We start from the raw sequence: 20,013 nt of genomic DNA, 5'->3' as shown, positions 1-20,013 counted from the left end.
TTCTCTTTGTGGAGGTGGGCGAAATACCGAGAGAACCGTGTGAAAGGTAAATGTAGTTATTAAATATTTTTGGGGGTGAAGTCTTGGGGGAAGAGAAAACGTTTGAGCGTGAGGTGCTTGATAGATTAATCATCATTGAGACAACGCTAAAAAACCTAACTGTTCAATGCCCACGATGCCAGGAAGAATTGATATTTTTAGGTAAAGCAGTTGTTAGTCTTGAGGCAAGCACTAAATCTGCTCACCACCGAATTGACGGTGTTTATAAGACGGCAGGAGTAATTAGCGCTACGGTGGGCTTGTTAGTGTCGTTTTTGAGCTTTTTATTTAACAATATCCCGAAGGGAGGACACTAATGTTCTGGCAGAATGTACGGCAGGTTGTATCTAACCTACCATTAGTATTATGTGAGAGCTACGATGCTAAAGACGTATCTTTAAATCGCGTTATTATTGCTATGTTAGCTGTTACGGTGTTGGTAATTGTTTATCGAATGCTCTTGTATCCAGATACGGCCATAAACCTCACGGACATGCTGGATAAGGTTTTAACTGCGCTGGGACTGCAATTAGCAAGTAACACGGTTAAACGCGGCTTAGACACCTGGCGGCAAGTAAAAGGAGGGAAAGAAATTGCGGAAAATAACATTAGCGGAGCTCAGGCAAATTGCACTGCAGAGCAAAAATAAACTCTGGTTAGCTGCTAAAAGTTGTGGGAGAGACGTTAAATTATACTTACATTGGAGTGCTGGCCATTATGGCCAGTTTTCTCCTTCTTATCACATTCACATTGATCATGATGGGAGTATCTATGTCAATGGTAACGATCTATCACAAATATTGTCACATACCTATAAACGCAATACCGGTGCAATTGGGATATCGCTTGCATGTTGTGCCGGAGCCACAACTAATGATTTTGGATCTGAACCGCCAACTGAAACTCAATTAGAAGTTATGGCGCAAGTAATAGCGGTGTTGGCGGGAGTCTTAGATTTGACGATCGATGTAGGTCGAGTTATGACACATGCTGAAGCAGCTAATAATGCTGATGGAATTAATCCGGGATACGAGTATAATGGTCATCCTAACGGCATGTATGGGCCTGGTCATAGTTGCGAACGTTGGGATTTATGGTTTTTCCCTGGTGTAGAACCGGGAGAAGGCGGCAATGTTCTTCGCGGAAAAGCAAATTGGTATAGGCAACGCGGTTTATAAGATGGACATGCTAATAACCGGTATACCGGTAACCGCGGACCCGCAGATAACACGACAAGAGATTGAGAGTATTATCGCAGAAGAGAGGCTTCTCTGGCTGTCAGCAGGCAAGCAAATTGCCCGGGTTGAACTCAGTTTGGAAGATGAAGAAATTATAGTCAAAACTGTTGAAAAATCGCCAATTTGCCGAGTGCGTCGCATAACAGGCTATCTTTCCAATATGGAGAACTTCAATGATGCTAAACGTGATGAATTGAATGCCAGGTATAAAAATGATATAAGGGGGTTAATTAATGATTAAGCAGTTCATAAAGGACAATTGGAAACTTATTATATGCAGTATATTAGTTGTAGTACTGGGATGCTTTATTTATAGCGAATATCAAGAATGGAAGCAACATAGCAGGAGTCAAAACACCACTCCGGTTATAAATGTAAATACAAATGGAGAAGCAGCAAAGCCAGGTGAAACACAAGTAGTATATGTACAGGGAGAAACTGTCCATACAAAAGAACTCGTATACGTGCCGAAAGAAACGAATGCCGCTACCGGTATTACCGAAAAAACGGATGTCCAGTTTGATAAGCGGCAGGGAATAATCTATGTCAAAGTAAACGGCAAAGAATTTGAAGTTCCAGCCAATGTTAAAGAAGACAGCAAATTTGAGAACGGTAAATTTGTTGTTACCGAACAAACGGAAATGCATATCAATCTTACTACGCCCAAGCCTGCGGTTAATTTGGGAGTAGGCTGGGGAATCAATGGGCCGGCTGCTCAGGTAAATGGTCCATTATATAAAAACGTATCTTTTTGGGTGTATGGTGATCAGAAAACAGCTGCAGGTGGGCTGCAGTTTCCAATTATGAAAAGATAAATGTGAAGCGGCCGTCTACCTTTTTAGGTGGACGGCTTATTTTTTTATTTTCTTTACGGGGAGCGTTTTAAAAGCATCTTCAGTAAGCTTTTTCATTGATTGTTCTGGACTTGCTTTTTTAAATGCGCGAGATTGATCACTTTTATAATCGGAATATCCCCAAATTAATTTAATATCCTTCAAATCGTAAACTGATATTGCCATTGATGCAGTTGCAAAATCTTCAAATCCACCTGGTATAGTTACTTGATTTGTTTGTGGGGTTTGGACAAAAGCAGAAAAGTTAGTTCCCTTACTATTATACCCATTTATATACGAAGTGTTGTAGCTGGTATAATTAAATGAACTGGGGGGAATATATTGTTTAACCCAGCCCATTTGATATACATTGATTTTAATACCTGCATCTGCGTATTTTGATATATTGGTGGCTATAATATCGAAAAACTGATTTGGATTTTGTTTTTTGATTGCTGCCATATCAATGTTAAGATCCTGGCCTATTTGCTTAATAACTTGATCGAGCGTTAAAAACTGGACATCTTGCTTCGCAATTTCTGCAGCAATATACTCAGATGTTTTTTGACTGGCGAATGGATCAAGGATATCTTGGTCGAATGAATATGTCATGATAACTATTTTTTGTATGCTGGAGAAATCAAAAGAGTTGTCTTTCCAGTGATTCGCTTTAGCAAATACCACCGAATTGAGCATTAATGATAGGATTAACGTGATAATTGGAACTAGAATCTTTTTTCTCATTAAATAGCCTCCCTAAAGGTAAATTAACTAATTTGTAGAAATACCATAAATAACCAAAGTATTCCTGCTGTCTGGTAGGTGAAAGAATGATAAAAAATAATTTTCGCTATTGGCGGCTGCAATTAGCTGCCCAAACGGGAAAAGAAGTTACACAAAAGGAAATGGCGAAGTTTTACCAGGTAGAATATACCATGTACTGTAAGTGGGAGAATACCGGTCATATTCCTAACGGTAACCAATTGCTAACTATGTGGTTATTCTTAGTAAAATTCTTTCCAAATGCCAATATGCAAGACCTCCTTATATACCCTAAGGAATAGGGTATTATTTTTTTTGCCCATTTAATAGCTAGAATATGCAACTTTATTGCTAATGATACATATATTAAACCATCGGTTAAACCAAATATTTAATGGAGGTGGTTTATAGTGTTGGCCGGACTTAATGGGGGTAATCACTATGGTAAGGCCGTTGCGAATGGCAGGGAAATTACTATTCCAGCGTTTGTTGCTCCCGGACGTGAAAGAACATTGGTTAATGGCAAAGAGCATCTCGATGATTTAGACGTAACCATTAATGATTCATGGTCCTTTGTCGGCAATTTAGCGAAAAAGTATTCTGATACGCTTATAGGTTACGAAAAGAAAAAATCGACAGATGATGTAACGAAGACTGTGTTGTTAACCATGGCTGCATATTTATCTGATCGTCAATATCTTAGTTGCTCACCGGTCACTTGCCTGCCCATATCCGACTATCGCGTGCAAAGAAAAACGTTTGCACGAAACTTAGAAGGTGTATACCGGATAAAGTTCCCTTTTAAAGTAGTCAACTTAGAAGTGGTAGACGTGACTGTTGCTCCGGAAGCTGGCTGCGCGGCGTGGGATTTGTTTTTAGATAATAAAGGCCGGGTCATAGATGGCTATTCGTTCAAGAACATTGGTGTGATTGATATCGGAAGTCGAACAACTAATGTTACGGCCATGTACCAAATGACTTATCAGGATGAGCTATCTGATACACTTGCGCCGCTTGGTATGTGGGCTGCCTACAATGACATGCAAAAAGAAATTAAATTACAGAAAGACATCCTTATTCATCAAGTAGAAGATAATTTGGATTTAATAAATCCGGCACCGTATTATAAAAACCTCGCCAATGCAATTGTCCAACAAATTATGATCGGCCCCTGGAAGTCTCAACCAAGATTTGATGCTGTTGTTATATGTGGCGGTGGAGCTATTCCTCTATTTCCTCATTTCAAGGCTATATGGTCTAATGCTATATTGCATCCTCGGCCGATTACGGCAAACGCATGGGGTTGCTATAAATTGGCGGTGGCGAGAAATGACGAAATTAAATGCGTTCATCGGGTTTAAATGTACGCAGGAACAGAAGGATTTCTTTGATTTAAATGGAGGGAGTGAGTATGTTCGTAATTTACTGGATCTAAAGATGGCCAGTAAATATCAAGAAGAAACCATAGAGGAAATTGTTCTTAGATATTTAACGGCTCACTTACCAAATGGTTCAAATACCTCGCCTGTTGCCATACGTGAAGACGCTCAACAACAGGCGAAGCAAGCTATGAGTGTTTTATTTGCGTAAGGAGAGTGAGAGTAAATGATCGGGCTGTTTAAATGTCTTAATCCCCAGTGTGGTGAGTGTTGGTCTATTAATGAAAAGAATCAACTGGTTCCTGGGCTATATGAGCAAAACGCTTTGAGCGGTGGATGGCAACAAAAAGAGGAATCACTAAGCTGCCCTTCGTGCTCAGATGACTGGAAGTGGGATAATGATTGAGATTCCCATTATGATCGCAAGGGAGGGTTCAATGTGCTTGAACTACCAATTACTTTTAAAGTAGTACCGGTAATAGCAGCTGCCATAATTGCTCTTACACCTGTTTATGATGTGGCTAAAATCCAAAAGGATAACAGCAGCAATATCGTAGATAAATCCAATGATAGCTCAACTACAGCAAACGATAAAACTAGTAATCAAACAACTAAAATAATTACAATTCGAGAGGGCTTTAAGGGTGTTTTGCTTGATGGAAATGTATTTCAAGTTCCTTTTTATCAAAAGACAACGGTAGAGAAAACCTATGTTGAAAAAGAGCAAGAGATCGGTCAGCGTAATTCTAATTCTGATAAGGAACAAAGTTCCAATTCTAAAAGCATCACAGATGTCCCAGGCCAACAGACAACTATTATCTCAAAGGTAGTAGATGGAGGAAAGGCAATAGTTAGTAAAATGTGGCAGAGGTTAAAATTATGAGCCAATATAATTATTTGTTAAAGCCAGTCTGCAGGAAATTAGAAAACTGGTTTTATAAAAAAATTGGATATGAGATCCCGTGCAGCGTGCGACATACGATTAATGCTTTGTGGGAAGAGACTGATATTAGGCCCAAAATATATCAAGAACGAAAGTCCTGGGGGTGGGAGTTCAAAATATACGTTGCTCCCGGCGATTCACATTCAGATATTATAAAATGTAGTGGTCATTTTGAATCTATAACCGGCTGTGAATGTGTTTTCTTTTCAAAGGGAAAAGCATTGATAATGCGAGTAATTGAAAAGCCAATAGGTAAGCATTACAAGTTTAATCTTGAAGACATCGGAATAAATGATTATGAGATTAAACTGCCTATAGGCTATGACGTACATGGAGAACTTCAAACCTTTTCACTTGATAATACCTACCATGTATTAGTCGGTGGTCCGACTAGAACCGGAAAAAGTAATACACTAAGTGGTTGGATTTATACACTGCTTAACAATCCATTGCAGCCGGAAATTATAGTTGGCGATTGTAAAAGATGTGAGTTTAGCTATCTGAAAAATAGAATTAAGCTATTTACCACAGTGGAAGAGATCGAAGGTGCACTAGAAGCAGTTGAATTAGAAATGCGGCGTAGAATGGATTTGTTTTACGACGTTGAATGTGAGAACTTTAAGGAGTATCGCAAATATTATGGCGAGATAAAAAGGATTGTTGTTATCATAGATGAGCTCGGAGAAGTTAAGTCAAAAAAAGCCATAGCTCATATCGACGCCTTGCTGAGATTAGCAGCTGCAACCGGCATACATCTTATTTTAGCAAGTCAACGTCCTAGCAGTTCGTTTCTGGGGAAAGAATCAAAGTTCGGAGACTTGAAAAGTAACTTGATAGGTCGATTGGCATTCAGCTGTTCAAGTAAAATTGATACAAACATGATCTTAGATCAGTATGTGACAATGAAGAAGATACCAGGACGTGCATTATGGAGAACTACTGATGATGCTTTAATAGAAATACAGGCTCCGCTCTTTGACCGGAGGGCTATGACATGAATAATTTCAAATATGCAAAAAAGCGCGATCGAGAAATTCTAGAGGCGTTGGAGAAATATCATTGCTTGGACACCTTTCAATTGGCCCTAATGTTTTTCCCTTCTCAGCGAATGGCCAGAAAACGCATGCTTGAGCTTTATAAGCGAAAAAAGGTAAAGCGTGTAAGGTTGGAGATTGATCAGCCTAATGTATACTACATTAATGATGTTGATGAAAACAAAGTCAAAATTAACTGGGTACGCTTGTACTTAGAGAAAAAGTGTGCATATGGTGATACGCCAATAAGTTTTGATTACAATACATTGATCTTGACATACGAGAATCAGCTGAACCGAAATAAGCGATACACCAGAATTGAAGTGGGTAAGAAAAAAATTGACTTTGGAGGCAGTGTTTTCTATTTGGATGATAAAAAAGTTTGTGAAGTGAGGGAGGTTTTATTATGCGGACGTTAATAATTTGTTTGGTAATTTCAAGTCTGCATTTATCGGTATGCTTTGCTGGACTTACTGCAGTAATTCAATCTGCTATCGGATATAATACACCCGGATTTGCAGTAATTATTTTGATTGGGTTATCAATATCAAGATGGATACTTACTACCCTTTGTAATAATTTTGGTCACGAAACAATGTCCGGTGGAATAGATCTGGTTCTTAAATGTGTTGCGGTAGGCTTGGTGTTAGATACTGTTTGGAAATTAGTTGATGGAACTTTTACAAGGATGGGATTCTAATGATAACTGCAGCTAAAACTATCATGAAGACTGCGACTACTGATTTGTATACTTTGTTTATGATTAGTTTAGTAGTATATGTGTTATCGTTTATGAGTCAATGGTATGAGAGAAGTTTAATACGGGTGTTGGTGCTTGTTATAGTAGTAGATGGGATTATGAAAATATTATCTTATCTTTTGGAGTAGTAGTATGCCTGGTAGTATGCTATATTTTAAATAAGTGGCATGGTGCTACAAGAAAAATGGTTAGATTGCAGTAATCTTGCAAAAAGCAGTTTTAAGCACTACGAGTTTTATTAGTTTTATAGATTTAAGTACTCACTAATTAACCTTTTTGCAGCAAAAAAACGTACTGCAATTATCACTGCAACCTACCCGATATAACCCGATACAACATGGCACAAAACGCAAAAGAGAAATTGACATAATAATCGGCATGCGTCTAGGTAAATCAAGGGTGAACGAGTGTTTTAGTTTACGATAATGAAACTGCCGCGCTACCTTGGGGTGGTAGAGGCCGCATGTTCAACTCATGTCGCTCCGACCAATTAAATACAGCAAATACGCAGGTTGGCGAACCTGCGTATTTTTTATTTATGTTAAGTTATTCTCTGGATTGTCCCCTAAGGTATTATAGAGTAGACAAATTAAGAGAATGTGTGCGTAAAATGGACAGGTTATTTGGCCTGTCCTTTTTTTATTTTGTTAAAGCTAACCTATTCTCAATTTGGTAGGCAGCTTATTTTATTGTCTGAAAGGAAGAAATTGCCTTTTGTTGAATAATTGAGACATGGAGGTAATTTATGTATAAGTATGAGTTAATAAATTTATTGGTTGAAGTATTGAGAAAACATCCTAAGGGACAATTTGAGTTTTACGTCAATGAAGTTACAAAGTTGATTAATATTTATAAAGGCATTCCTCTGATTAACGGAATGCCTATTCCGGAAGATGGAATTTTTCTTAACAATCAAGAGATAGAGCTGGTACAGGAAATCATTTGGGACTTGATTATTCAACGGGTTGTTACACCTGGAACGGATCGAGTGAATAATACATGGCCATTTTTGCGTGTTACGGATGTTGAGAAGTTAAATATGATAAAATAATGAGTCTTGCGGCTGTTTTTCCTTTTGACATTCATTTTGATAAAATGTAACAGAGAGAATTTGGTAGCAATTTTATTTGCCGTTGGAACTTAGGAGTAGCTGTAGGGCAGAAAAATCATTCGCAGCAAAATGAGGCACGGAGGCACAGATGAATAAAGATAGAAACAATATCAGCATGAATAAGCTAGCCGAAATTGCCGCGGCTTGGGCAAAGGCGAAACAGGTTGTGGTGTTTACAGGAGCCGGAATGAGTACCGAGTCGGGCTTGCCTGATTTTCGCTCAGCGCAGGGGTTGTGGAAAGTTCATCCCGAGAGTCTCGCAACATTGGAAGCCTTAAAATGGCAGCCTGATGAGTTTTATTTTTTTTCCAGTGGAGAATAGCGAAGCTTTGGCAGGTCATACCAAATCCAGGACACCATGTACTTGCTGCCCTGGATTCAACTGGGAATATGACTGTTATCACACAGAATGTCGATGGTCTGCATCAACGGGCCAATTCGGGGAATGTTATTGAGCTGCATGGCTCATTGCGCACTGTACGGTGCCTGCAATGCTGCAGTGTCTATGACAGCAGAACGCTGCTGCCGTTAAACCCGGACTGGGAAGAAGAGTATAAGCAAGGACGCTATCATTTTGGTGATGAGTGCCGGTGCATAAAATGCGGCGGCTTGTTACGACCTGATGTCGTTTTGTTTGGAGAAAACTTACCGGACCTGGCGTGGGAGAATGCTGTAACGAATAGCAGCAATGCGGATTTTTATGTGGTGCTTGGATCATCATTAGTCGTATCGCCAGCCAACTATTTGCCACAGTTGGCGCTGGAAAACGGGGCGAAGCTTCTGATTATCAATCAGGAGCCAACACCGTTGGATCATTCGGCTGACTGGGTTATTAACGGCAGTATCGGCAGCGTATTAAGTGCGATAAAGGATAAAATCGTTGGTCAGGCCCATGGCGCAGAGCGCTAAGCACGCTAGCATTGACTGTGCAAACAAAAAGGATTGCAATTTAGCAATCCTTTTTGTGTTTGTATAAAATGATAGTGAAAAATTGGCAACAATTACAGCTTGTTTTGCCCTGCAGCAAAACGTATGATGTTATTATAAAAATGCATAGAAGAGGGGATTGTTCAAAGTGTCACGTTTACTGCTTGCTCTTTTCGTATTACATATTGCACATGGACAATATACGATCCCGACCTGGGAAGAATCTGCCGCCAAACCGGTGCATGCCGTACCTGCCGATGCCGTATCCAAAGCGGTGATGAATGTACAAAATTATCTTACCCGCAATAACCTGGTCGTCAGCACGTCACTGGCTGATGGCAGCATTCGGGTATTATATAAAATGAATGAAATTTAGCCGGACCGTTATTAAGCGGTCCGGTTCCTTTTCCAGGGAACCCCAATGCTCCTGTAAGCATAACATAAAGCAAGGGAGCGTGATTTGGAGTGAAAATTGCAATTAACGGCGGACATTATCCGGGACTTGATTCTGGAGCTGTCGGTGCTACCGGTCTGCAGGAGGCTGCAGTTACCCAGGATCTTATGAAACGTGTGGCCCGGTATTTGCGGGCTGTTTGGTATGATGTAACGGAAATACAGGAAAACGAGCTTTATCAAATAACGGAAGCCTCAAATGCCTTTGGGGCGGATTTATTTATTTCGATCCATTGTAATAGTGCCACAAGTTCTTCAGCCCGCGGAACAGAGACCTACTGTTTCCAATTGGGCGGAACCAGTGAAAAGCTGGCTAAATGCATCCAGTCCCAAATCGTTACTAGCTTAAAAACTGTAGACAGGGGAGTGAAAACGGCTAATTTTGCCGTTATTCGCGATACGGACTGTCCGGCAGTGCTCGTGGAAACTGCTTTTATATCGAACAAAAAGGATGAGAAGCTGCTGGCTGACAGTGCAACAAGAGATGAGTTTGCCAGAGCAATTGCAAGAGGCATTACCGATTTGGTCGCACAGGGAATATAGAGGCAAAAGCAAGGGGCCGGCAGATGCCGGCCCTTTACTGTAGATACATATGGCAAATGAAGGAGAACTAGTTTGAAAGAGGGGCTTTCGGAGTGGTAGTCAGAGCTTGAAACTCCTTGATAAATTCCGGCAGCGGATACCCGAAGGTTTTCTTAAAGGCATCATTACTGCTTAACCCATTGCTGATATGCTGCATGTACTGAGTTACCGAACGAAAGCCGTGCTTTTCTGTCAAAAAAAGTACTGCGAGACCGGCTACTTTATGTGTGAGCGTTGAACCGTACTCTGACGTTGCCTGTGTCCAATCGTGTCCATCAGTGAGCTCCTGTAAATCCGGTTTGCTTGTTGCTGCTTTGAGGTCGGCAATAGTTTGATTGCGGTAGTATTTCAGGGTAACATAGCCTTGTCTTTCCACAATATTGGCACCGACAACCTCGGCCATGCCTTCTATCAGCCAGAAGGGCTGTGGCCTGCTGGGAGACACATTCTGACGCTGATATTGGTGCGTTATTTCATGGGCCGTAAGGAAGATTTGCTGCTGGGGTGTCGGGATATTCTGCGTATTAAGGATGATCAGGCCGTTACCTGCCTGTACATCAATATCCCTTGTTGCCTGAGCGGCTTCTTTATCAGAGATTTTAAAGCGGGAGCGGACTTCCTGCTGAAATGCATTTTTGTTTGCCGTCAGGACAAAGGTTACAGATCTTGTCAGATTAAAATTAGACCTTTCACAGAAAAAGTTCATGGTATCAATTGTTGCCTTTGTAATTTGCTCGTTCGTCTCTTCGGCAACCCCGTTAAGGCTTTCAACCTGAAGTTTTACATCTTTTTCGGGAAGCCCGGCAAAAGAGGGGGCATTAGGAAGGTAATAATAGATGAGGCAAAAGGCTAACAAAAAGAGAATGATTAAATCTGGTCGAATCCGTTTCCACATGCTATCACCTTCCTATATCGTTTAACCTATTTTTAGACAAAATACCACTAATAGCTGCAAATTCCTGCCTGCTGCCAAAATAAAAATCTCCTTAGCATCTTATGCGCAAGATAAGTTTTGCTGTATAAGAGAGGAGTTTTCCTGTCAAGACTAGAAAATAATACCAATCAATATAGGATAGTCAGGAGGAATAAGCGTGGAAAAAGAGCGAGTTGTTGAGGAAACAATTGAAAAATACGAGAAGTATATCAATCCAGCTGTTGCCCGGTTATTTCGGTTTATGGGATTATCGGCAATTGAGCAGCAGGCTGACGGAGTCGTGATTACGGATAATGATGGAAAAGAATACATAGATTGCTTGGGAGGTTACGGTGTTTTCAGTCTCGGACACCGTCATCCCCGTGTGGTGGAAGCGGTAAAGGCCCAAATCGATTGCATGCCAATGTCCAGTAAGGTGTTGTTTAATAAACCGATGGCTGACCTGGCAGAAATAATGGCGAAGATTACACCTGGTGATCTGCAATATTCTTTTTTTGGCAATAGCGGAACGGAAGCGGTGGAGGGCGCATTAAAACTGGCAAGGGCACACACCGGCCGGAATAAGATCATCTCTACCGTCAATTCTTTTCACGGTAAGACACTCGGCGCATTAAGCGCAACAGGACGTGATCTTTTCCGGGATCCTTTTCAGCCTCTGTTAAGCGGCTTTACTCATGCTCCTTTTGGTGATGCCGCTGCTATTGCAGAGATTATTGACAGGGATACGGCTGCCGTTATTGTAGAACCAATCCAGGGAGAAGGCGGTATTATTGTTCCGCCTGATGAGTATTTGCCCTATCTCAGACAATTGTGCGATCGTCATGGGGCATTGCTGATTTGTGATGAGGTGCAGACCGGACTTGGCAGAACAGGCAAGATGTTTGCCTGTGATCATTACGGGATAACGCCTGATATCATTACGACCGCCAAAGCGCTGGGCGGAGGTGTTATGCCGATAGGTGCATTTACGGCACGGCCGCAGATCTTTGCCGAATATATTACAAGTCCGTTTTTGCACACTTCTACTTTTGGCGGTAATCCCTTAGCCTGCGCCGCGGCAGTCGAAACGATTACAGTCATTCACGAGGAGAACCTTGTGGAGAAAGCGGCAGTAAAAGGACAATATTTTATGGATCGCCTAACGGCGGTAGCAGATCAATTTCCGGGAGTTATTCGGGAAGTACGCGGTAAAGGGTTAATGATCGGTGTTGAGTTAACGAAAGAAGGAATAGGCGGACTCCTGATGTCCGAATTAATCAATAAAGGCGTATTGGTGGCGTATACCTTGAATAATCCCAAGGTTATCCGCATAGAACCACCGCTTATTATATCAGAGGAAGCGATTGATCAAGTCATGGTTGCTTTTGCTTATGCCATTGAGCAGGCCTATGAAATGCTTGAGGATCTATAAAGGAGGAACCGTGCTATGCCGTATGTAGAAGTAACCCTGCCTGTACGATGCTCCCGTGAGGAGATTTATCCGATATTGAAAGAGATGGAACAGTATCCTGTTTTTATGGAAGATCTGGTTAGTGTGACTGTTATTGAACGTAATGGGAATACTACCATTACCAAATGGGTATCTAATGTCGATGGGCGTATCATTAAGTGGACCGAGCTGGATACGTTTGATGATGAGCAAATGCATATTGCTTACTCGCAAATTGAGGGTGATTTAAAAAAGATGGAGGGTGAATGGATTCTGACCCCCCTTGCGGATGGAACGGAGATCAAGTTGACGGTTGATTTCGAATTCGGGATTCCGATGATTGCAGGTTTGTTAAATCCTATTTTAAAAAAGAAGGTCCGCATGAATAGTGAGAACATGTTGAAGGCCATCAAAGAACGTGTGGAAAAGCCCTTATAATCCTGGTGATGCTCTTTGGTCTGAATGAATAAGGAGTGTTATTTTTGCGCATTTCTCCCGATTTCCGGCTATTGTTAATTATAAGTAAATCACTTATAATTAAAACAGGAAGTAAAGGAGGAGGAGTGACAAGAAAACTCATCTTTTTGTAAATACAATGCAATAAAATAGACCTAAGTATGCTATCACGGAGGGAAAATAATGAGTACTTTAAAAACAACAGTTCTTCTGGCGGCGTTGACCGGTCTGTTGATGGCTGTGGGCAGTTTCTTCGGCGGCGCTAAGGGAATGACAATTATGTTCGTTGTTTCCATTTTGATGAACTTTGTCAGCTACTGGTACAGTGATAAGATTGTTCTTAGTATGTACGGTGCCCGTGAGGTTACGCCGCAGCAAGCACCAGACCTCATCCGCATGGTTTCCAATTTAGCACAACGAGCTAAGATTCCTATGCCAAAAGTGTATATTATTGATACGGATGTACCCAATGCCTTTGCAACAGGACGTAATCCCGAGCATGCTGCAGTTGCTGCAACTACCGGCATCATGCGTGCGCTCACGTATGAAGAGCTGGAAGGGGTTATGGCTCATGAATTGTCGCATGTTAAGAACCGGGATACGCTGATCAGCACAGTTGTAGCATCGATCGCCGGTGTTATCACAATGATTGCCAATATTGCGCAATGGTCAGCGATTTTTGGGATGGGACGAGGCAGCGATGATGAAGGAAATGGTATTTCCGGTATCCTTGAATTTGTGTTTCTGGTAGTACTGGCGCCTCTGGCGGCAACCTTGATTCAGCTGGGGATTTCACGGTCCCGTGAGTATCTGGCCGATGAAACGGGCGGCAGTATTTCAGGTAATCCGCTGGCGCTGGCCAGTGCATTGCAAAAAATCGAGTACTATGCCAAACATCAGGTACTGCCTGACGCTACCCCGGCTACCTCGCATATGTTTATCGTAAATCCGCTTACAGGGGCCGGCAGCTGGATGATGAGTCTGTTCAGCACTCATCCGCTGACTGAACAGCGTGTTGCCCGTCTGAAAGAACAAGCCAAACGCGTTCGCTAAGAAACAAGCACTTTGCTGTGAAGGCAAAGTGCTTGTATTTCTTTTTCTTAAAGTTATCAGATTAGCGGTAATTTTGACAACTATTCCACTATACCATATAATGGTATAGTGGAATAGTTGTATCACCTTTGCCGTACACTAATACGTGTAGAATAGGGAGGGATATAATTTTGGATAAGACAATGGAATGGTTAAAGCAGATTAGTGAGGCTCCGGGAGTTTCCGGCTTTGAAAAGCCGGTTAAGCAATTGCTGCTGAATAGGTTAAGCGGCTGCACTGAGACAACCTATGATAAATTAGGCAGTGTTATCTTTAAAAAACAAGGCAGTCAGCAAGAGCCGCGGATTATGATTGCCAGCCATATGGATGAGATAGGCTTTATGGTTAAGTTTATTACCAAAGAGGGTTATTTGAAGTTTACTACGCTTGGCGGCTGGTGGGAACAGGTTATGCTTGGCCAGCGGGTTACGGTTATTACCGCCAAGGGGGATATTCCCGGTGTAATCGGCAGCAAACCGCCTCATATCCTGACACCGGAAGAACGGAAAAAGATTGTTCCCAAAAGAGAAATGTACATTGACATAGGCGCATGTGACGAAAAGGAAGCAAGAGAGACTTTTGGCGTAAGGCCGGGCGATGCTGTTGTGCCTTTTAGCACGTTTACTGTTATGGCCAATGAAAATTTTCTTATGGGGAAAGCCTGGGATAACCGGATTGGCTGTGCTATTATGGCTGATGTTATGCAGGCATTGGGAAATGAGCTGCATGCCAATACTGTTTACGGTGTAGGCACTGTTCAGGAAGAGGTTGGCTTAAGAGGTGCGAAAACCAGCGCAGCCGTTATTGATCCGCACATCGCGTTTGCCATTGATACATGCGTAGCCGGAGATACTCCAGGTGTTTCCAATGATCAGGCTTCCAGCAAGTTAGGAAAAGGTGTAGCCATATCCATTTATGACTCCAGTCTTATTCCGCATACAGCACTACGAAATTATGTAATCAATCTTGCCGAACAGCATCACATACCGCATCAACTGGAATTTACAGAAGGCGGCGGTACCGACGCAGGGCGTATCCATTTGCACGCACAAGGAGTACCCAGCCTTGTTCTCAGCATTCCTACCCGGTATATTCATAGTCATAACAGCATTATTCATCGTGACGATTATGAGTCCGCTGTGAGACTGCTGGTAACGGTAGCTAAGAATTTGGACTATCCTGTTTATCAGGAATTACTAGAGTAGTTTTGGCTGAGACCGTCTTTGTTGCAAGTGATGCCTGTGTAATCGGTGATGTTGAAATCGGATCTTCCGCCAGTATCTGGTTTAAGGCCGTCCTCCGTGGCGAAACCAGCTCTATCGTTGTTGGAACCTATTCCAATATTCAAGATGGATGTACGGTACAGGCCGGCGAAAATGCCCCTTGTTATATTGGGAATTATGTAACAATTGGTCATAGCGCTGTTCTTCAAGGCTGTACGGTTGGTGACAATTCCTTAATCGGCATGGGATGCATGATTGGAAATGCTGTAAGAATTGGAGAAAATTGCATTATCGGTGCAGGAGCGACTATTGCCGAGAGACGGATTATTCCTGCAAAGTCATTAGTGGCGGGCCAAACAGGCAGAATCATCCGTAAAGTTACGGAAGCGGAAATTGCCGCTATCCGGGATTCGGCACTGGGATACTACAAGTTGTCATTGCAATATTACTTAAAATAAAGGTAGAATGGGAAGGACGATTTATAATGGAAAAAACGTTAGTATTAGTTAAACCAGATGGGGTAAACAAGGGATTATGCGGCGAAATTATTGGCCGTTTTGAAAAAAGAGGCTTGAAAATTGCCGGCCTGAAAATGCTGCAGATGTCACGAGAGCTGGCACAGAGACATTACGGTGAACATGAGGGAAAACCCTTTTTCAATGGCTTAGTGAATTTTATTACATCAGGTCCTTTGGTGGCTATCGTTGTGCAGGGAGAAAATGCCGTACCGGTTGTTCGTGCAATGATGGGCGCAACGAATCCTGTTGACTCGGCACCGGGAACGATCCGGGGCGATTTTGCTCTGACTATTGACAGCAACATTATTCATGGTTCTGACAGTGCGGCGAGCGCGGAGCGGGAAATCGGCATTTTCTTTACTGCCGGCGAGATCTATAATCGCTAGACATTCTTTGTAAGGAGAACGGTTATGAAAGTTTACACAAAAACAGGTGACAAGGGCCAAACCGGATTGTATACAGGCGAACGGGTTGATAAAGACAGTGTTCGCGTAGAAGCATACGGGATGGTAGATGAGGCGGATTCCGCACTTGGCATGGCAAGAGCGATTGCCGTCAATCCTGAAGTAAAAACAACAATCTATGATTTACAAAAACTGCTCTGGAGTTTGATGGCAGATGTTGCAAGTGTAGGAGCTGAGCCTCGTATTACCGGCAAAGAAGTGCAGCAGCTGGAAGTTCTTATCGATAAGTTTGACGCCGAGCTGCCACCGCTGACCAGTTTTCTAGTGCCGGGCGACACTGCTTCATCGGCTGCACTCGACATTGCCCGTACTGTTACCCGTCGGGCGGAGCGTCAGCTCTGGCGCTTATCCCGCCAAGAGGAGCTTTCCGGAGAAGGCCTGGTGTTTCTGAATCGCTTGTCTGATTTGTGTTTCGTATTGGCTCGTGTGGAAATAAACGGTAAGTAACGAACCTTGGGAAGATATTATACACCAAAATCACTTTTGAGCATACACTGTAGCGAGAAGTGCTACGCAGTATGTGAGGAGGCGAAGTGGGTTGAAATTGAAATGGTATGTTCTTTCTGTTCCCACACCGTTACGAAAATTGATGCGATTATTTTGTAAAAATTGCTAAAGTGGGTATAATAACCGCCTAAGAGGGCGGTTATTTATTTTTTAAAATAAACTGAAAAGAAGGAAAATTTGGGCTTTGCAGAGAAAATGGAAAAATAAGTTTCCCGCTAGCAGTTACAGTGTGGTAGAGAATCGACAAACCAGGAGGGATTCGCGATGAAAGAGTTTAAATGCGAGAAGATCAGAAATGTATCTATTGTATCCCATGGTGGAGCTGGTAAGACCTCACTCACGGAAGCGTTGTTATTTAATTCTGGTGCCGTTAATCGATTGGGGAAGGTGGATGATGGTTCTTCAACTACTGATTTTGAACCCGAAGAGATAAAGCGCAAAGTAACAATCAGTACTGCACTTGCCCTTTGTGAATGGAAAGGCCATAAAATTAACGTATTGGATACTCCTGGTTATGCGGATTTTGTTGCTGAGGTAAAGGGAGCTCTCAGGGCTGCCGATAATGTGTTGGTAACATTGTGCGCCGCAGCCGGAATAGAAGTTGAAACAGAAAAAGTGTGGCAATATGCGGAAGAACTCAATCTGCCGCGTATTGCCTTCATTAATAAAATGGACAGAGAAAATGCGGATTTTGATAGTGTCGTGGACAGTCTCAGGACTAAATTCGGTTCGGGCATTGTACCACTGCAGCTGCCGATTGGCAGTGAACAGACATTTAAAGGCATTGTTGACTTAGTTAGTATGAAGGCTTATGCCCCGGCCCTTATGGAAATACCAGAGGATATGCTGCAAAAGGCACAGTCTGCCCGTCAGGCTTTAGTGGAAGCGGCTGCTGAGTCGGATGATGATCTGCTGGCTAAATACCTGGAGGGAGAAGAATTAAGTGAAGAAGAAATCCGGCTGGGCTTAGTCAAAGGAATTGGGCAGGCCGCTATTTTCCCTGTATTATGCGGTTCGGCCTATAAAAATATTGGGATTGTTCCCGCACTGGATGCTATTGTTGATTATCTGCCATCACCAGAAAACAGAGTGGTTAAGGGGCAGCATCCGCTGACAAAAACGGCAGGTGAAAGAAAAGGGACTGATCCTTTTTCTGCGTTGGTTTTCAAAACAACGGCGGATCCTTTTGTAGGACGCTTGAGTTATATCCGTATATTTTCAGGACAGTTAAAACCGGATAGTGTAATTTATAATGCATCGAAAGAAAAAACGGAAAGAATCGGTAATGTTTATACGCTGCGTGGTAAGCAGCAGGAACCGATGAGCGTCGCTTATGCCGGTGATATTGCGGTTGTGGCAAAAATGCAGGAAACCGGTACCGGCGATACCTTGAGCGATAAAGACAAGCCGATCCTCTTTGATCCGATTTCCTTTCCCAAGCCAATGTTTACGATGGCTTTGGAAGCGAAAAATAAAGGCGATGAAGATAAGATCGGTAATGCTCTGCACCGGCTGATGGATGAAGACCAAACGTTTAAAATGCTGAAAAATACGGAAACCCATCAGGCGCTGGTCTACGGAATGGGAGAGCTTCATCTGGACATCATGGTGGAGCGCATGAAGCGCAAGTTCGGTGTTGATGTTAAACTTAGTCAACCCAAAATTCCATATCGCGAAACCATTCGCGGCAGTGTAAAAGTAGAAGGCAAGCATAAAAAGCAGAGCGGCGGACACGGTCAATACGGGCATGTGTGGCTGCAGCTTGATCCGCTGGCTCCAGGAGGCAATTTTGAGTTTGTAGATTCTATCTTCGGTGGTTCAGTACCTCGCCAGTATATTCCGGCAGTGGAAAAAGGGGTACGTGATGCCCTTGGGGGAGGAATTCTGGCTGGGTATCCGATGGTCGATGTAAAAGTAACGCTCTGCGACGGGTCCTATCATGCGGTAGATTCATCAGAAATGGCTTTTAAAGTAGCTAGCGCAATGGCATTGAAGAAAGGGGTCATGCAGGCAAAACCAGCCTTGCTTGAGCCAATCTGCAATGTAGAGGTAGTTGTTCCGGAAAGCAATATGGGCGATGTTATTGGCGACTTAAACGGCAAGCGGGGCCGGATACAAGGGATGGAGCCGATTGGCAAAGGGTTGGGCGTTGTTAGGGCTCAGGCACCCATGGCGGAACTGTTTACTTATGCAATGAATCTGCGTTCCATTACGCAGGGACGGGGATCGTTTGATATGAGTTTTTCTCATTACGAGGAAGTACCGCAGCGCATGGCTGAGCAAATTATTGCAGGTGCCAAGAAAGATAAAACAGAAGAAGAATAGCAAAAAAACAAGCACACTATTTTTTAATAGTGTGCTTGTTTTTTGGTCGGGGCGACAGGATTCGAACCTGCGGCCTCACGGTCCCGAACCGTGCGCTCTACCAAACTGAGCTACGCCCCGTGGCTACATTAAAAAGTATACACATTGAAAAGATTATTGTCAACCCATTAGGCTGAAACTAGAAAATTTTTATGGAAATAAATTGACAACAGGAATATGAAAACTTATGGCGAACGTAACCTTTCAGTAAAGAAAATTTCCAAATATTGGAGGGATGGTATGGAGAAACGTTTTCGCTGCGCTGCTATGACTATTTGTTTCGTTGTTTCCCTTGTTTTACTGATAGCTCCTGTATCCGTTAATGCTTCTTCTGCCGAACCAGTCGTTCTCAAAGTGGGGATGTGCAATGAGCTTGTAATGAAAATGCAAATGATCCTCAGTGAACATGGTTACTATACCGGTGATGTTGATGGCCAATTTGGCAGTGAGACCCAGAGAGCGCTCATCAATTTTCAAATAGATTATAAGTTGACACCTGATGGTGTCGCAGGACAGCAGACGCTTGCTGCACTACGGGATACCGATATCCGTCCCAGCCGGGATCAGGCGCCTAACCGCCTGGCAAGACAGGTGACAACGCTTGCCAAACAATTGCGCAGTACTCCTTATGTGTGGGGTGGAAATTCGCCGAATGGCTTTGATTGCTCCGGTTATATTTATTATATTTTTCATTATTTTAATCTTGAACTGCCACGTATGGCAGATGAGCAGTATGAGGTGGGAATTTCCGTGAAACGCTCTGAGCTGCAAGAAGGAGACTTGGTTTATTTCAGTACCTATATGCCGGGACCATCTCATGTAGGCTTGTATATAGGAGAAAATAAATTTATCCATGCCAGTTCAGCCGCAGGAAAAGTGATTATAACTCCCCTAACTGCGGAATATTACCAAACTAATTTTATAGGTGCCCGCAGGGTAATAAAAGGATAAAAAGAGTGACAACC

General features: G+C 42.6%; 28 protein-coding genes and 1 tRNA gene. 26 read left to right on the top strand and 3 right to left on the bottom strand.

Annotated features, from left to right (window positions below; genetic code table 11):
- The first annotated feature begins 83 nt into the window (after positions 1–83).
- Genes EV210_RS00675 through EV210_RS00655 form a run of 5 tightly spaced genes read left to right on the top strand, consistent with a single transcriptional unit; the run spans position 84 to position 2,092 of the window.
- Entirely contained in the window at positions 84–356 is a 273-nt protein-coding gene (locus tag EV210_RS00675; RefSeq protein ID WP_132074025.1) for a hypothetical protein, read from the top strand.
- A complete protein-coding gene (locus tag EV210_RS00670) occupies positions 356–688 on the top strand; it encodes a hypothetical protein (RefSeq protein ID WP_132074022.1) in 333 nt (110 codons plus the stop codon). Before EV210_RS00675 ends, EV210_RS00670 begins: the two co-directional genes overlap by 1 nt.
- A complete protein-coding gene (locus tag EV210_RS00665; protein WP_132074019.1) occupies positions 633–1,217 on the top strand; it encodes a peptidoglycan recognition protein family protein in 585 nt (194 codons plus the stop codon). Before EV210_RS00670 ends, EV210_RS00665 begins: the two co-directional genes overlap by 56 nt.
- 1 nt (position 1,218) lies before the next feature.
- On the top strand, positions 1,219–1,518 hold the full coding sequence (locus EV210_RS00660) for a hypothetical protein (RefSeq protein WP_243650380.1): 300 nt from the start codon (positions 1,219–1,221) through the stop codon (positions 1,516–1,518).
- Positions 1,511–2,092 (top strand): hypothetical protein, encoded by a 582-nt coding sequence (locus EV210_RS00655; protein ID WP_132074016.1) that lies wholly within the window; start codon positions 1,511–1,513, stop codon positions 2,090–2,092. The genes EV210_RS00660 and EV210_RS00655 overlap by 8 nt, the downstream gene beginning before the upstream one ends.
- Before the next feature lie 36 nt (positions 2,093–2,128).
- Here EV210_RS00655 and EV210_RS00650 read toward each other — a convergent pair whose 3' ends face one another.
- On the bottom strand, positions 2,129–2,854 hold the full coding sequence (locus EV210_RS00650; RefSeq protein ID WP_132074013.1) for a hypothetical protein: 726 nt from the start codon (positions 2,852–2,854) through the stop codon (positions 2,129–2,131).
- 86 nt (positions 2,855–2,940) lie between these two features.
- Between EV210_RS00650 and EV210_RS00645 the strand changes: the two genes are divergently transcribed.
- The 12 genes from EV210_RS00645 (at position 2,941) to EV210_RS00595 (ending at position 10,022) form a co-directional block, all read left to right on the top strand.
- The gene (locus EV210_RS00645) at positions 2,941–3,174 is read left to right on the top strand and encodes a hypothetical protein (RefSeq protein WP_132074010.1); all 234 of its coding nucleotides are present in this window, start codon (positions 2,941–2,943) and stop codon (positions 3,172–3,174) included.
- A 108-nt stretch (positions 3,175–3,282) separates the two neighbouring features.
- Positions 3,283–4,233: a ParM/StbA family protein gene (locus EV210_RS00640; RefSeq protein ID WP_132074007.1), complete on the top strand. Its 951-nt coding sequence runs from the start codon at positions 3,283–3,285 to the stop codon at positions 4,231–4,233.
- Positions 4,202–4,462: a hypothetical protein gene (locus EV210_RS00635; RefSeq protein ID WP_132074004.1), complete on the top strand. Its 261-nt coding sequence runs from the start codon at positions 4,202–4,204 to the stop codon at positions 4,460–4,462. The genes EV210_RS00640 and EV210_RS00635 overlap by 32 nt, the downstream gene beginning before the upstream one ends.
- 228 nt (positions 4,463–4,690) lie before the next feature.
- Positions 4,691–5,134 (top strand): hypothetical protein, encoded by a 444-nt coding sequence (locus EV210_RS00630; RefSeq protein WP_132074001.1) that lies wholly within the window; start codon positions 4,691–4,693, stop codon positions 5,132–5,134.
- The gene (locus tag EV210_RS00625; RefSeq protein ID WP_132073998.1) at positions 5,131–6,192 is read left to right on the top strand and encodes an FtsK/SpoIIIE domain-containing protein; all 1,062 of its coding nucleotides are present in this window, start codon (positions 5,131–5,133) and stop codon (positions 6,190–6,192) included. The genes EV210_RS00630 and EV210_RS00625 overlap by 4 nt, the downstream gene beginning before the upstream one ends.
- On the top strand, positions 6,189–6,647 hold the full coding sequence (locus tag EV210_RS00620) for a hypothetical protein (RefSeq protein WP_132073995.1): 459 nt from the start codon (positions 6,189–6,191) through the stop codon (positions 6,645–6,647). The genes EV210_RS00625 and EV210_RS00620 overlap by 4 nt, the downstream gene beginning before the upstream one ends.
- Positions 6,635–6,928 (top strand): hypothetical protein, encoded by a 294-nt coding sequence (locus EV210_RS00615; protein ID WP_132073992.1) that lies wholly within the window; start codon positions 6,635–6,637, stop codon positions 6,926–6,928. Before EV210_RS00620 ends, EV210_RS00615 begins: the two co-directional genes overlap by 13 nt.
- An 805-nt stretch (positions 6,929–7,733) precedes the next feature.
- Positions 7,734–8,039 (top strand): hypothetical protein, encoded by a 306-nt coding sequence (locus EV210_RS00610; protein ID WP_132073989.1) that lies wholly within the window; start codon positions 7,734–7,736, stop codon positions 8,037–8,039.
- A gap of 148 nt (positions 8,040–8,187) precedes the next feature.
- Positions 8,188–8,421 (top strand): Sir2 family NAD-dependent protein deacetylase, encoded by a 234-nt coding sequence (locus EV210_RS23215; protein ID WP_207900618.1) that lies wholly within the window; start codon positions 8,188–8,190, stop codon positions 8,419–8,421.
- The gene (locus tag EV210_RS00605) at positions 8,418–9,008 is read left to right on the top strand and encodes a Sir2 family NAD-dependent protein deacetylase (RefSeq protein ID WP_207900629.1); all 591 of its coding nucleotides are present in this window, start codon (positions 8,418–8,420) and stop codon (positions 9,006–9,008) included. Before EV210_RS23215 ends, EV210_RS00605 begins: the two co-directional genes overlap by 4 nt.
- Before the next feature lie 166 nt (positions 9,009–9,174).
- Entirely contained in the window at positions 9,175–9,402 is a 228-nt protein-coding gene (locus EV210_RS00600) for a hypothetical protein (protein WP_132073986.1), read from the top strand.
- Positions 9,403–9,491: 89 nt separating this feature from the next.
- A complete protein-coding gene (locus EV210_RS00595; protein WP_132073983.1) occupies positions 9,492–10,022 on the top strand; it encodes an N-acetylmuramoyl-L-alanine amidase family protein in 531 nt (176 codons plus the stop codon).
- Between the two features lie 67 nt (positions 10,023–10,089).
- On the opposite strand, the gene EV210_RS00590 is transcribed toward EV210_RS00595, so the two are convergent.
- Positions 10,090–10,956, bottom strand: a complete 867-nt coding sequence (locus EV210_RS00590; protein WP_132073980.1) for a hypothetical protein — start codon at positions 10,954–10,956, stop codon at positions 10,090–10,092.
- A gap of 196 nt (positions 10,957–11,152) precedes the next feature.
- Between EV210_RS00590 and EV210_RS00585 the strand changes: the two genes are divergently transcribed.
- The 8 genes from EV210_RS00585 (at position 11,153) to fusA (ending at position 19,009) form a co-directional block, all read left to right on the top strand.
- Positions 11,153–12,406: an aspartate aminotransferase family protein gene (locus tag EV210_RS00585; protein WP_207900617.1), complete on the top strand. Its 1,254-nt coding sequence runs from the start codon at positions 11,153–11,155 to the stop codon at positions 12,404–12,406.
- Between the two features lie 15 nt (positions 12,407–12,421).
- Complete coding sequence (locus tag EV210_RS00580) at positions 12,422–12,862, top strand: type II toxin-antitoxin system RatA family toxin (protein WP_132073977.1); 441 nt, start codon at positions 12,422–12,424, stop codon at positions 12,860–12,862.
- Positions 12,863–13,063: 201 nt separating this feature from the next.
- Positions 13,064–13,933: a zinc metalloprotease HtpX gene (htpX, locus tag EV210_RS00575; RefSeq protein WP_132073974.1), complete on the top strand. Its 870-nt coding sequence runs from the start codon at positions 13,064–13,066 to the stop codon at positions 13,931–13,933.
- A gap of 170 nt (positions 13,934–14,103) precedes the next feature.
- Positions 14,104–15,177 (top strand): M42 family metallopeptidase, encoded by a 1,074-nt coding sequence (locus EV210_RS00570; protein WP_132073971.1) that lies wholly within the window; start codon positions 14,104–14,106, stop codon positions 15,175–15,177.
- Between the two features lie 2 nt (positions 15,178–15,179).
- Positions 15,180–15,653 (top strand): gamma carbonic anhydrase family protein, encoded by a 474-nt coding sequence (locus EV210_RS00565; protein WP_243650379.1) that lies wholly within the window; start codon positions 15,180–15,182, stop codon positions 15,651–15,653.
- Positions 15,654–15,679: 26 nt separating this feature from the next.
- Positions 15,680–16,099, top strand: a complete 420-nt coding sequence (ndk, locus tag EV210_RS00560; protein WP_132073964.1) for a nucleoside-diphosphate kinase — start codon at positions 15,680–15,682, stop codon at positions 16,097–16,099.
- A 24-nt stretch (positions 16,100–16,123) separates the two neighbouring features.
- Positions 16,124–16,624, top strand: a complete 501-nt coding sequence (locus EV210_RS00555; RefSeq protein WP_132073961.1) for a cob(I)yrinic acid a,c-diamide adenosyltransferase — start codon at positions 16,124–16,126, stop codon at positions 16,622–16,624.
- 324 nt (positions 16,625–16,948) lie between these two features.
- Positions 16,949–19,009, top strand: a complete 2,061-nt coding sequence (fusA, locus tag EV210_RS00550; RefSeq protein WP_132073957.1) for an elongation factor G — start codon at positions 16,949–16,951, stop codon at positions 19,007–19,009.
- Positions 19,010–19,052: 43 nt separating this feature from the next.
- Here the strand turns inward: fusA and EV210_RS00545 are convergent.
- A tRNA-Pro gene (locus EV210_RS00545) sits at positions 19,053–19,129 on the bottom strand.
- 159 nt (positions 19,130–19,288) lie between these two features.
- Here EV210_RS00545 and EV210_RS00540 point away from each other — a divergent pair.
- Entirely contained in the window at positions 19,289–19,999 is a 711-nt protein-coding gene (locus EV210_RS00540; RefSeq protein WP_165898736.1) for a C40 family peptidase, read from the top strand.
- The last annotated feature ends 14 nt before the right edge of the window (positions 20,000–20,013 follow it).

The sequence above is a fragment of the Anaerospora hongkongensis genome, from assembly GCF_004339805.1.
GTDB lineage: Bacteria > Bacillota > Negativicutes > Sporomusales > DSM-15969 > Anaerospora > Anaerospora hongkongensis.
This window is presented reverse-complemented; position numbering and strand designations above follow the sequence as displayed.